This window comes from bacterium, from assembly GCA_021159335.1.
In the GTDB taxonomy this organism is placed as follows: domain Bacteria; phylum UBP14; class UBA6098; order B30-G16; family B30-G16; genus JAGGRZ01.
On the sequence record JAGGRZ010000152.1, the window covers coordinates 1 to 14,400 of the forward strand.

At 49.6% G+C, this 14,400-nt stretch carries 4 protein-coding genes; 2 read left to right on the plus strand and 2 right to left on the minus strand.

The genetic code is table 11. The features are described from left to right. Both J7J62_08320 and J7J62_08325 read right to left on the minus strand, forming a co-directional pair. Positions 1-9,580 (minus strand): Ig-like domain-containing protein (locus J7J62_08320; GenBank protein MCD6125159.1); only part of this gene is annotated, 9,580 nt, incomplete at its 3' end. 128 nt (positions 9,581-9,708) lie between these two features. After that, a complete protein-coding gene (locus J7J62_08325) occupies positions 9,709-11,130 on the minus strand; it encodes an ATP-binding cassette domain-containing protein (protein ID MCD6125160.1) in 1,422 nt (473 codons plus the stop codon). A 135-nt stretch (positions 11,131-11,265) separates the two neighbouring features. Here J7J62_08325 and J7J62_08330 point away from each other — a divergent pair, with 135 nt between their 5' ends. Then, a complete protein-coding gene (locus tag J7J62_08330; protein ID MCD6125161.1) occupies positions 11,266-12,723 on the plus strand; it encodes a glutamate--tRNA ligase in 1,458 nt (485 codons plus the stop codon). 151 nt (positions 12,724-12,874) lie between these two features. Next, the gene (locus tag J7J62_08335) at positions 12,875-14,389 is read left to right on the plus strand and encodes an SUMF1/EgtB/PvdO family nonheme iron enzyme (protein MCD6125162.1); all 1,515 of its coding nucleotides are present in this window, start codon (positions 12,875-12,877) and stop codon (positions 14,387-14,389) included. The last annotated feature ends 11 nt before the right edge of the window (positions 14,390-14,400 follow it).

Consider the following 14,400-nt stretch of genomic DNA (forward strand, 5'->3'; position numbering starts at 1 on the left):
ATCTATCGTAGACCCAGACATCTATGTAAGTCCGCGATGTGCCATCGGCGGGTAGTGTCGCGCTATCTGTGGCTTCCGGGTCGACCACGATTCTATCCGGTGGCCCTGGCTGAAGAGTGAATGTTATGCTGGCGGTATCGGATACACTGGTATCACTCTCCGCATACGCATAAACCCTGACTCTCGGACGAGCTATAGTATCGGCGCGGATCATTATTTCGGCCACACCGCCCGTTGTGGTTCTGGTTGCGGGCATGGGCCTAACATAACCGCTGTCAGTAAAGAAGTGGACCATAACGCCATCAGATACATAACCACCGCCAACAGTATAGACTATAGCGCGAAGTCTTGTGCTGTCCACTCCGTCGGCAGTAAGCATTAGTTTGTCGGCATCGAGAACGACAGTTCTGACGGGTGTAGGAATCATGGTTACTTGAGTGAACCCATACGCATCCCCGCAAGTTGCTGTTATGACCGCATTTCCTGTGGTGTTACCTGCGCGAAGTTGAATGCGTGCTATCCCCGATGTGTCCGTGTATGCTACATTGCTCGGCACAAATTCTCCAAGCGTGGTGGTGAATGTTACTGCCTGCCCTGCTGGAACTATGTTGCCGAACGCGTCGGTAACCCGAGCGAAAATATATGTGTTATCTATCCCGTTGGCGAAAAGCGTGCCCGGCGGGGTGTGGCTTGAGTCAGCCCACAATATCATGTTTGCTGCGGGTCCAGGGACTATCGTTATCAAAGTGGAGTCCAGCACAGTTGTTCCTGGCGGAAGAGTGTCCCCTGCGAAAATCCAGACATAGCCGTCTCCAACATCAGTTCCTGCAGTGAAGTTGGTTACTGCATTCCCGCCCGAGGTGAATCGTGGAGAGATTATCGTCCCCATCCCGGGTGGCTGGAACCAGAAGTAGATTTTTGTGTTCTCAGTAGCAGGCGAACCCGAAACATCGTAAACCGTTGCGGTAATAATGGAATTGGAGGTTCCGTCGGCGGTGAGTTGCGTTGGGTTAGCGGTGAGATTTATCGTTCCTATCTGGCTTTGTCGCAGGTAAACCTGAGTAACGCCTCTTGCCGCGCCGCACGACGCAGTAACCTGGCTCATTCCAGGGGTTAAGCCCGCTTTAAGCCAATCGTAAACTCTTCCGCTGTCGTCCGTGACGAGCGTGGTGAAAACCATGTCCCCAAGAGTCGCGCTTATGTTAACTGTTAACCCAGCAGACACCGGATTCCCCCATGAATCAAATATTTGCGCTACAATCTCGCTTTGATCGATGTTGTTCGCAGATATGGTTTCTGGGGTAGCTGTCATGACTATCGTAGCTGGTTCGCCCGCCTGAAGGAGTATTGTGACTTCATCGTAGTGAGCGGAATCGCTTAGCGCGCGTATGGTTACAAGTCCACGCTTGGTTTTGGCTCTGAATGTGGCGGTAGCAGCACCCCCCGATGTGTATGAAACCCGTGGCATAACATCGCCAAGTGATGTATCACTAACAATGAAGAATATCGGAACACCATCGCTTACGAGATGTCCGCTCGTATCATATACCATCGCAGTAAGCTGGGCAGTAGAGGAACCATCTGCGGTAAGAGTGTATGCGGAGGATGTGAGCATTATGGTAGTTGGTGTCGTGCTTGTAAGCATTACGGTGCATTCTCCGTGTGCGCTACCGCATGTCCCGCGAATTAACGCTGAACCCGTTTGTCGTGCTGAGCGGATGAAAACAAATGTGCTACCCATGGTGTCGGTAACTCCAGATGCGGGGAAAACCTCGCCAAGGCTGGTGGTAAAATTAACAGTATAGCCCGAACCGACTCTATTGCCGTAGCGGTCGAACACTACAACGCCGATAGTATCAGTTGATACCGAATCGGCTGGTATCATGCCCCGCTGCGGAGTCATTCTTATAGTATAAGGTTGTCCGCCAACAAGCCTTATAAGCACTGAATCCCGCATCGTTCCGGCCTGTGCGATAATCCATGCGTTGCCCGCTCGAATTCCCGCGACGAATGTGTCGGCGAATGCCCCTCCTGAAGTTCGCGCGAGCCCTTTCCTCATTACGCCCATCGTGTCGGGCGATATGGTTAATGTTACCACGGTGCTATCGGCTATGGGACCGCCCGATGTGTTCCTGACATAACCGTAAATCCTCGTTTTTGAGCTTCCGTCAGCGGGGAGTTCCGCGGAGTCCGCGAAAACCTGTATCTCGCCTATGTCAGCTGGAGTTAAGGTTATTCTTGCCTGACCGGTTGCCCCACCGCAGTTTACAGTTATTATTGCTATGCCGGGTGCGGTGCCTGCTCTGAATATGGCATCCGCGTATCCCGTTGTGTCACCCATGGCGTGGGTTATGTCCGTTGGGGTTATGTAGCCGTTTGTGGCGGAAAAATCTACTGTTAATCCTGTTTCCACCCAATTTCCGTAGGCGTCCTTTATGTAGGCTCGCACTCTGGTGGTGTCCGTGCCGTTAGCCACCAATACATCGGTATCTGGAACGACAATTATTTCTGCGGGAGGTCCCGGACGCAATGTTATGAATACCGTGTCCGTGGCAGCGCCAGCAACGGCGGCTACGAAGGCTGTCTCTGGTGCGGATGTTCCGCTTGTGAAAGTTGCGTTCCCCCAGCCCCCTGATGTTAAAACTACCGATGGGCTAATAACGCCACCGAAGGACGAAAGGAAAATGGGCGTGCTGTCCGCGACCGCGCTGCTAGTAGAATCCTGAGCGTAAACATTTATTCCCGTCGACGAGTGACCGTCAGCTACTAACGAAATCGAGTCAGCGTAAATGCTGAGAATGGCTACATTCTGTGGTATCAGCCATATGTATGCGGTGCCAGTAACACCGCCACAGGTAGCCGTTATAGTTGCTCTGCCAACAGTAGAACCAGCGGTATATGTACAGATTATAGTGTCACCAGTAAAGCCCGTAGTCGGGACTATTGAACCTAAATCAGTGCTTATTGAAACGCTTTGCGCTGGGTCGACGATGTTGCCGTAAACATCGAGCACGACTATTCTTACTTCCGCATTAGCATCGGAGCCGGCATACAGGGTTCCCGGTATTGCTATTATTTCAATGGTCGCTGGTGCCCCCGAGATGTAAGTAATGTCCGTTGAGCCGATTATCGTGTCCGTTGTGGTGCGATATTCTGCGGTTATTATAGCGCGTCCTTTTGTGGTGGGAGCAGTAAGCGTTACCGTAGCTACTCCTCCTGATGTGGTGGCGATAGTGTCTATGGTCCCGAATGGGTTGCCAAGCGTATCTCTAACATGGAAAATAACTGGAAGACCATCGCCAACTAATTCACCTCTGCTGTTGAGTAAGCGCGCAGTTATCGTGCTTGTTGAAATACCATCGGCCGTTATTCGTGGCGGGTCAGCTTTGACAAGTATGGTCGCAGGTTGCTCGCGAGTTAGCGTTATATCCGCGGTAGCATATGCCCCCTCACACGAGGCGGTTATCCTCGCCGTGCCCGGTGTCGTCCCTGCTGTGAACATGGCATAAGCAATCCCTGAGGAGTTAGTGTTTGTGCTCGTTGGGTTTATGGTACCGAGCAGTGCGCCGAATGTTACGGTTCTGCCAGCACCAACGCTATTGCCAAACCTGTCGTAAACTGTTGCGATAACATTTGTTATGCTCACACCATCGGCAGGCAAGATGGTATCCTCGACGGTAAGAACCATTGAGTCAGCTTGTCCTGCGGTGAGCGTTATATCCGCATAGCCACAAACTGTATCGACGCACGCTTTGATTCTTGCTATTCCGACTTTCGTACCCGCTCTGAACTGCACTGCAGCGTAACCGCTGTCTGTAAGCCCGATTGTTGGCAGAAGAGTCCCCAGCGTATCGCCAGTCAATGTGTCTACGACGAGCTCAAATGTAACGGGAGTTCCATCCGATATAGGATTTCCAAGCGAATCTATGACGAAAGCTCGCACCATGGACATTGATACGCCATCAGCAGTGATTGATGCGGGTTCCACAGTGACCGATACCATCGCGGCGTCAGTTCTGGTGAATGCTATCTCTGCGCTTCCTACCGCTGAACCTGAACGAGCCGTAACTCTTGCTATGCCTACTTCCCGGCTGCTTCTTATTGTAGCATACGCCTTGCCTGCGGAATTTGTCAGTGCTGTGGCAGGTGATATAGATCCGAGCGTTATCGAGAAATTGACCGCAACCCCTGCCCCTAAAGCATTACCATAAGCGTCGTATAGCTTCGCTGTCACCGCAGCAGTAGAGAAGCTGTCGGCTGGTATTGATGACGGGATTATTGTAAGCTCAATGGAGTCAGCCTCGCCAGGAATAAGCCTTACCATGACTGAATCTATTATAGTGTCCACAAACGCTATTATCCATGCTGTTTGGGCTAAAGTTCCGGACCGATATTGTGCGCTGAATCTTCCGCTGTCGGTGTATGCTATTGCCGGTAGCACGAATCCATTATCACCTGCTGCTGTGCCCACACCGTGCACCTCAAGATGTACTGGTGTTCGGTCTGTTATGGGCATTCCGGCTGCGTTGTAAACTGTTCCAAAGACCGTTGCTGTGTCCATCTGATTGGCTATCAAGGTTGTCCTGCTTATCGTCAGCGAGATATTGGCTACATCGGTCGGTATGAGGTCGACAGCTACTCTTCCCACTGCGGCGCCGCAATTGGCTATGATGAATGCCGTTCCTGAGCGGATACCGGCATGAAATGTAGTCGTAAAATTGCCTGAAGAATCGGTATAAGCCACGCTGTCAACGCTGCCCATAAGCGGGTCGGTTGAAAATCTTACTTCGTGGCCGAAGCCTATAGGATTGCCGAAGGCATCGTAAACAGTGCCAGTTATGACGGATGTTGTCGTTCCATTAGCTGGTATTGTAGTCGGGTCAGCGGACATTACTATATTGGCTGGTGGTCCGGGGACTATTTCGACATAGGTCGTTCCAACAACACCTCCTCCTGCATCGGCAATTATCTCCGCGATACCTGTTGTCGTTGGCGCGCGGAGAGTTGATATAGCATCTCCACTGTCAGTATATGCCGTTGGTGGAATTATCACCCCCAATGATGTTGTGAATGACACTGGGGAGCCGTCTGGCACAGTAGAACCGCTGCTATCGAGGACGGTGGCTATTATCCGGGTCGTCGAGATACCGTCTGCTGGAAGTCGCGTTGAATCAGCTCGAACTATAATCCTTGCTGCCACAAGCGGCGCAAAATATACCTCAACTGTTGCCTCAGCGCTTCCTGATGTAGCGCGTATATGAGCGATTCCCGCGTTTCGCACGCTCGTTAATGTCATCGTTACAGTACCGGTGCTGTCGGTAAAGCCATAGTCATAGTCGAAAATTCCACGATCAGTCGAGAAATTAACTCTTACTCCTCTTCCAACGGGATTTGAATGTGCATCGTAAACCCGAGCAGTAATAATAGATTGTGAAACACCATCTGCAGGTATTGTGTCTGGGCTTGCTGAAAGCACTATCATCTGCGGTTCACCCGGAACGAATTCCACCCGCGCGCTGTCCGAGTGTCCAACGCAGTTAGCATATACCCAGCCTATCCCCGTTGATTCAGGAGCTGTAAGTGTTGCGGTGGCTATTCCACCGCTCGTTAGTGCTATAGGGGTTATAGTCCCCATGGTGGCGGTAAAACTAACGGCCGTGCCGTCCGGAACCGGTTCTCCTGACGAGGTTCTGACATCAGCGGTAACATTCGCTGTACTCGTCCCATCAGCCGTAAGAACGCTCGGGGTAACTGTTATTATTATGTAAGCCACATCGGAGGTTACAAACCATACATCCACAGCCTCGATGGCATCTTCGCATGTAGCTGTTACTGTGGCTCTTCCTATAACTTCGCTGCTCGTAAGCGTTGTTGTGAATGCTCCTGTTTCGTCAGTAAGAACAGGTGATATAACGCTTCCCAAAGTAGTGGAGAGTTGAACAGGAATGTTTTCCGGCAATGCATTACCGTAAGCGTCGTAACACCTTCCAGTTATACTCGAGCGTGAATAGCCATCAGCCGCGATGGTTTCAGGAACTGCTGAAAGGGTGATAGTTCTGCACCGCCCGGCGTTAACTTTTACGATCTGCGTGTCAGCCAGAACCCCGCATTGAGCTATTATGGTGTCGATGCCAACGAGTGTATCGGGAATGTAGATGGCGTTTATTTTGCCGTCGACTGTGGTGGCCATGGGTGGTATTATGGTTCCCATGAGGGACCTAAGATTCACTACCGTGCCGTCTATGATCGGCGAAAGGAACGAATCGTAAACTTCGACTAAAATATTGGCTGTATCCCCACCAAGTCTTATCTGGTCGGGATTAACGGTTAGAATCATTAAATATGGCTGAGGACCGTATAAAACCAGCTCTTTCTGTCCTATAGCTGAGCCTGATGTCGCGCGAACTATGTCAAGTCCGGTCGAGGTTCCAGCTTGATAACGTGTTCTCGCTATGCCAAGGGAGTCTGTTATTGAAGATGTTGGTATCAAAGTCCCAAGCGAAGCATCAAACGATACGGTGTTCCCGGAGAGAAGATGGTTACCGTAAGCATCAAAGAGTTGAGCCGTAATGTTTGCCGTTGAATGTCCATCCGCTGGGAGCGAGTCGCGGTCCGAGGAAACCTCGATTCGTGCTACCTCGCCAGGTTTAACATCGATAACGAGTGTGTCGGATACTATTCCGCTAACAGTGGCTATTATCGTGTCGGGCACTGCAACTGTGGCGGCTGTGAACACGGCGTTAGCTGCACCAGCAATAGTGAATGCCGTTGGTGGTGTGATGGTGCCATATCTTGCGCTAAACGAAACTGGCACGGCATCCGAAACTATGCCGCCGGTTGAATCGTAAACATTCGCCACGATATCGAGATTTTGAGCTACTCTTACTGTATCCGCACTTGCTGAAAGAATTATAGTCGCAACGGGGCATGGGATATATGTTATGTTCGCTGTCCCCTCAACTGTAGCACCAGTTCGGGCAGTTATTCTTGCCGTTACAGGATATCTTGCCGCGTGAACCACAGCGTGGGCTATGCCCAGTGAATCGGTGATAGCTGTAGAGGTTATCGTGCCGTCTGTTATCGTGAAGTTTACCGAAGTACCCGCCCTCAGATGGTTCCCGTATGAGTCGAAAACCTGCGCGTAAACATCGGCTGTTGCGGTGGTCTCAGCAAAAATCGTTTCCGGAACTACCGTCACATTTATTGAATATGGTGGCCCTGGTGTGAAGTCCACAAGAAGCGTATCTGCTATCACGGCACCACCCGCTGATTTCGCCTCAGCAACTACTGTGTCCCATCCGGCGACTGTGCCGGAACGAAGCAAGACTTTTGCATAGCCATCTCTCGTCGTTGATGATAATGAATCGACAAAAGCCATCGAAACGCCTATGGGGACTAAATTCCCAGCAGTAGTCTTGAAAAGTATTGGTGTGCCGTCCGATACCGGACCGTAGGCTGAGTCGAGAACCTGTGCGGAAAGTGTATCTATGGATGTTCCGTTGGCTGGTATCGACATGGACGATGCGAAAAGCGATATGTGCATGGGTATTGTTCCTTTAAGGTATATGCTCCCGACTCCGCTGGCTGCCCCGCAGGATGCCTGTATGTTCCACAATCCAGCGACATTCCCGCTTCTGAATATGGTCCACGCTATACCCTGAGTGTCGGTAAGCGCAGTCGATGTGTAAAGCGAACCCGTTGGTGCAGAGAATGTTACCGTGTTACCACCGTCTATGTGATTGCCAAATTGGTCGAAAACCTGCGCGTAAACTGTTGTAGTGTCTGAGTTATTGGCCCATATCGTGTCCCGGGAGAACCACACATTAACGCTGAACGGCGCTCCCGGAACGAATTTTACAGTTATCGTATCAGTAGCGGTAAGGTTGCCCAACGAGTCGAACCCTGATGCAGCTACGAGGACATCGTGGGCGAGGTTTGAGGGGTTTAGATAGACTGTCGCAATCCCGTCGGTGGTGTGCGTTATGTAGCGTGATTCGAATCTGGTTGCTCTTGGGGTAGACCTGAATGTGCCGTCCTCAGCCCAGAAGGTTATTGGCGTACCGTCTGAAACAGGACGGAAATTCGAGTCCGAAACGGTTGCGGTAAGAAGTATCGCGCTGTCGCTACCGACAGTTATGATAGTTGGTGTGGCTGAAAGGTCGATGTGCCGTGGTATGGAACTCGTAAGATATATGGTCATGTGCGCGGCTATAGTCCCGTATGATGCTCCTATGTCCACTTCGCCCGGGACAAACCCTGCCGTGTAACGAACTGTAGCCACTCCCGTGTCGTTCGTATAGGCAACCTCGGGATAAACTTCTCCCGACGATGCGTTGAATGCTACCGGGTAGCCTGCGCTGACGCGGTTGCCAAATTGATCCGTCAGTATCGCGGATATCATGGTGTTGTCGGCGCCGTTGGCTGTAAGTATAGTATCCTCTGCGTAGAGGTCTATGTGAGCGGGTGGTCCGGGAAGAAAACGGACATAAGCAGTATCGGCAAGCGGATTCGCTCGGGCAACCACCATCACGCGCCCTATAGTGTAATCAGCTTGAAGAAATGCGTTAGCCTGACCATCGACCGTATAGACGAGTATGGATTCTGGTCCCGCAAAGCTGCTTCGTTTCGATTCCAGTCGTCTACTTATCAGCCCAAATGGTGTTTTAAGCCATCTTACTCCGAAAAGGTGTCCATGCTCAACCCATATCCATACTGGCATACCATCAGGTGCAGGAAGGCGCGATTCTCCTACTGTAACGAAGGCTGTTATTTTTATCGTATCCCTGCCGTTGGCTATGGCGGTATCAGGGTCAACAGAAAGTCTTATGCTTGATGCTATTGGTTCTATTATGGGCACATGAACAGTATCGTTAATCGATGGATCCGATGTTATGTAACCTTTTACTATGGTTGTCTCTGGGTGTCCTGGCTCGACCACGCCCACAAGCCCCATACCGTCCGAATTGGTGGTAAGCGAACTTTTATTTAATCTTGCGGTTCCAGCCTCTACACTGAACCCCACCTTGACTCCAGGTGCTGGTCCACCAGCGCTGTCGGTGACTATAACATCAATCCACGCAGTATCGCCACTGCCAGAATATATCGGCTGGCGGAGAACGAGCCTTATTTGCGCCGGAGGAGAGTAGTCAGGACCTACTATGCGAAAAATCTTGCTTTTGCTGTATTCCTCGCGCCCGTAAGCTTTGGCGATAACTATGATGGTGCTTTCGGCGGGTATTTCGACTCCAACCAGGCTAAGATAAACGCATGCGGTGCCTTTCTCGTTTGGCGAGGCGCTTTCCTGCCAATCCATGGGCTCGTTATTTATAACAGCGCTGAAAAATACTGCCTCGCTCGTGGGCATGGGATTGCCTTTTGAGTCAACTACATGTGCGCAAACTTTGTTGTCGTATCTTGAGGCTCGAAGAGGGTCGGGTATAGCGTAAAGCGAATCTATGTTCCAGACAGCAAAAAGTCCCGGTGGATAAGGGTTACCGTGTTGTTGACAGCCAAAAAATATTATTGATGTAATTATTGAAATAAAAAGGGCGGAATAAGCAAGCAATCGCCTATATTTCATGGTATAAACCTCCGAACTTAATTTATATCAAAAATAAGTATAGATATCTTTAGAAATTTGTCAAGATAATTAGCGCAATTCTAATTAAATCAAGAAATTTTGAAGATTACAAAATGTAAGTTGCGAAGCTATTTCAGTATCACATTTTCTTTACTATTGTTGCTCCAAAAAGATGGTGGGGCTATGCCAAGTTTTTCGCAAAGTTCGATGCTTCCAAAGAGCTCGTTAGCATTTCCACTGTAAGATATTCTCCCAGCCTTAAGTGCCACTACTCTGTGTGCCGTTTTGCTTAATATGTCCGTGCGATGGGTTATGAGTATTATTGTGGTCTTTTTCTTGGTTAGCTCTGCGATAATTTTTAGAACTTTTCCGCAGGTTTTTGAGTCGAGCGCAGCGAATGGCTCGTCAAGGATTAATATCTCGGGGTTTGTAGCAATAACTCCTGCCAAGCCGACAAGCCTTTGCTGACCGTCGGAAAGCTCAAAAGGTGACAAGTTCCATAGTTCCTCGTCGATACCGACCAATTCAAGCGCATCGACGGCTTTCTTTTTCGGGTTGTTCAGCCCAAGAACCTTCGGACCGTAGCAAACATCGTTCCAGACAGTGTTGGCAAACAATTGCATCTCTGGAAACTGCATGACGATACCTACTCGCCCGAAACTTTCTATCCTACCCGACGATGGTTTAAGGATTCCCGCAGCCAAAAGTGCCAGCGTGGTTTTTCCGGAGCCGCTCGCACCAACGAGACCCACGAGTTCGCCCTTCCTTATGACCAGCGAAATATCGGTTAGCACTAACTCCTCAACATAGCTAAAGTCAACATTTTCAAAAGCTAATGCTATTTCGTCGCTCTTTCGTCCTGCCTCAATTTTGGGAAGCTCAAGTGCACATAGAGGAATATTTTTTGGTTCTGTAAGTTTTCCATCTTTTAGAACTAAGACTTTATCCGCGTTCTGCGCAGCTTTATGGAGCTGTGTGATGTGAAGAATACCCGCTGTGTTTCTTATTTCGCTTATAGCGGAAAAGAGTGACTTTATACCGTTGTAATCAAGGTAGGCTTCGGGTTCATCAAGAATGAGAAAATCGGCTCCTGACGCTATGGCAGTTGCTATGGCGACTCGTGCTTTCATTCCACCAGAAAGCTCAAGCGGCGACCGATCAGCAAAAGGCATTAGCCCGAAAGTTTCCATTGCCCTATCGACTCGTGCTATTATTTCGTCCCTGGGAAGCGCCAGGTTCTCTAGTGTAAAGGCTATCTCGCGGCGTACATCGGTTGCAACGAAACCGTCTTCTGGATTCTGGAAAACATAGCCTATGTGACGACGATATTTGTATTTTGTGCTGTCATCAAATGGATTCAGACCGTCCAGCCTGACTGTTCCTTTTTCCGGCTTTATTATCCCCGCAAGGACAAGAGAGAGGGTAGTTTTGCCGCTGCCGTTTTCGCCACAAAGCGCAACCACTCCCGGTTTTCTTAAAGTCAGATTCGCCCCAGAAAGCACTTCTTTCCCGTCGAAGTCAACATGGATGTCGCGCGCCTCAAGTTCCATAAGCTTAAAATAGTAAAATTAACTTGATTAGCAATCAAACAGGGCGAGCGTGCATTTTATGCGATTCGGTGAAAAGTAATTGCTTTATAGTGTTTCGTTGTTAATAATAGTTTCGAACTCTATCAAGGGGTAAACATGGTAAGGGTAAGATTCGCTCCATCACCAACGGGACTTCCGCATGTTGGGAACATAAGAACCGCGCTTTTCAACTGGTTGTTCGCGCGCCATCACGGCGGAACATTTATCCTGCGAATAGAGGATACCGACCGAGAGCGGTATGACCCTAAGGCTCTTGAGGCTATAATGTCTGGGCTTAGATGGCTTGGACTCGATTGGGACGAGGGACCAGAGGTGGATGGTGAATACGGTCCGTATTTTCAGTCCCAGCGGATAGAAATATATCATGAGTTTGCGCGGAAGCTTGTCGAGATGGGAAAAGCATACTATTGCGATTGCTCGCCTGAAAGACTTGAGCGCGTTAGGAAGGAGCGAATGGAAAAGGGACTTCCGCCAATGTATGACCGCCATTGCAGAGAGCGGAATTTGGTGAGCGACCCTGCTGACCCTAATACAGTCTTGAGGTTCAAAATGCCTTTGTGGGGGAAAACATGCTTTCGTGATGAGCTGAGAGGAGAGATATGTTTCGAAAACTCAACTTTTGACGACATAGTTCTCATAAAATCCGATGGCTTTCCAACATATCACTTTGCTAATATAGTCGACGACCATCTCATGCGAGTAACGCATGTTATGCGCGCTGAGGAGTGGATACCAAGCACTGGGAAACATGTTCTTCTTTATGCAGCCTTCGGATGGGAGCCACCAAAATTCGTGCACCTACCAATGATTCTCGGTCCAGACCGCTCAAAGCTCTCAAAGCGTCACGGTGCGACATCGATAATAGAGTTCCAGAAAAAAGGAATTCTTCCCGAAGCAATGTTTAACTTTCTGGCGTTATTGGGGTGGTCACCAAAGGACGACACCGAAATATTCACGAAAGACGAGCTCATAAAGCGTTTCGACATAGGCGGAATAAATACGGCTGCATCCGTGTTCGATTTCGATAAACTTCGCTGGATGAATGGCGAATACATAAGGATGCTCACTCCCCAAGAGCTTACCGAGCGATTAATGCCATTCTACAAAGAGTGGGGTTTTTGCACTGACGAGAATCCCTGTGACAGCGATTATCTGATAAAAGTTAGTAAAGCCATGCAGGAACGCCTAAAAACCCTTGTTGACATGCGAGAACTCGGATTTTTCTTCTTCCGCGAGCCGACGCAGTATGACCCTGAGGGAGTTAAGAAAAGCTTCAAGCCCGGTGTAGAACTTTGGCTTCGTGAGGTCGCCCAAGAATTCGAAAATTTGGAGCCGTGGACGGAGGAGAACATCGAAGCGGTGGTTCGTGGGTATGCCAAAAAGGTTGGCGTTGGTGCGGGTAAGATAATTCACCCCATACGAGTGGCTGTATCAGGGCTTAGGATGGGACCGAGTCTTTTCGAGATGCTCGCCATTCTTGGCAGGGAGAAAGTTGTTGCGCGAATTCGCAGAGCTGCAGATTGGATTGAAAATAACATAAGCAAGAAAACATAGGGCCACGCAGAGAATAAATCAGGAAGTACGGCATCTGCATGTTCGGACTTTCCCTTTAATGTACCCCGCGATTCCGATGTAACCTTATTTTGAATTGTTTTTTGGGCATCAGAGCGTATATTTTGAATGTTAACAACGGAGGGAGGATTTAATGAGGAAACCAGCCAGGGTATTGCTTATCGCTATCGCTTTCGGGCTTATTTTTACAGGATGCGAGAAGAAAAAGCCGCCATCGGGAGAGGAAAACAAACCGCCAGAAATAAGTATAACGGCTCCGCACAATGGCGATACGGTGTTCATTCCTTTTGATATAACGGTGGAGGCTACCGATGACGATAGCGTTGTTTCGGTGGTCTTCATGGTCAACGGCGAGACTTTGGCAACGCTAACCTCGTCTCCGTACCAGGTTTCCGTGGCTGACTCATCGGATACGGGCAATCTTTTAATCGTGGCATGTGCTTTCGATAATGATGGTGACAGTGCATGCGCGTCAGTAACTGTGTTCGCGAAACTTCCTGAGGAACCTTCCGATTTCAGGCTCGATGCCCCAAAGAAGAGTTCTCACAATGTTTATCTTGTGTGGAAGCGATTCACGAGCGGTGTGTTTTACAGATACCGGGTTTACATGGCTTCTGGTGCAACCGTTGATTCGACCGATTCCATGGTCGCTGAAATAGGAACTGTGGGTGATACATCACTTCTTGTTGACTATTTAGCCCCCACATCGACATACTCCTTCAGGGTTTATGTTCTACCTCTCGGTGGTGAACCGCTTAAGAGCAACAAAGTAACCGTGACGACGGAGGAAGTCCCGATACCTCATGATGACCATGCACCACTCGTTCACATTCCAGCTGACGAATTTGATATGGGTGACTCGTGGGGAATTGGTGGTGCTGAGGAGTTTCCCGTTCACATCGTTCACCTATCCGAATATTACATATACAAGTACGAAGTTACATGCGCACAGTATGCCGAGTTCATCGCTTCTGGCGGCTACGATGACCCTGAGTGGTGGGACCCGGTAAGCTGGAAGTGGAAGGAGTCAGAGCACATAAATGCTCCCCTTAACTGGGGCAATCCCGACTACCATCTTGGGGAGGAATTCCCGAATTACCCTGTTACCGGAATTTCATGGTACGAGGCTATGGCTTATGCCCGTTTCGTGGGGAAAAGCCTTCCCACCGAGGCTGAATGGGAGTTCGCAGCGCGAGGAAACGAGGGCGAGGACATTAATTCCGATGGTATTCCTGATGGCTTCAAATTCCCGTGGGGAAATGAGTTCTACAGAGGTGACAGCACATTTTGCAACTACAAATCAGGCGCTGATGGGGGCATGGATTCTTACGATGACGGCTATCGTCTGACCGCTCCCGTTGGCTCGTATCCACATGGTGCATCTCCGTTTGGAGTTATGGATATGGCGGGAAATGTCGCGGAATGGTGTTATGACTGGTTCGATATTAATTACTACAGCTTCTCCCCATACGAGAACCCCACGGGTCCCGAGACCGGCACTGAAAAAGTGGTGCGCGGAGGAAGCTACATAACGACTTCATCTATTGATTTGCCCGGCTACAATCTCAGAACTACATCGAGAGCAAAAAAATCCCCCGAAACAAGGCGAAATTTTATCGGTTTCCGGTTGGTGAAAAGAGTCCGCTGAGGATTAAAGTA

What these genes read in the sequence shown, in the direction of transcription:
- J7J62_08325 (MCD6125160.1), bottom strand. Translation starts at nt 11,130, where the DNA reads ATGGAACTTGAGGCGCGCGACATCCATGTTGACTTCGACGGGAAAGAA.
- J7J62_08330 (MCD6125161.1), top strand. Translation starts at nt 11,266, where the DNA reads ATGGTAAGGGTAAGATTCGCTCCATCACCAACGGGACTTCCGCATGTT.
- J7J62_08335 (MCD6125162.1), top strand. Translation starts at nt 12,875, where the DNA reads ATGAGGAAACCAGCCAGGGTATTGCTTATCGCTATCGCTTTCGGGCTT.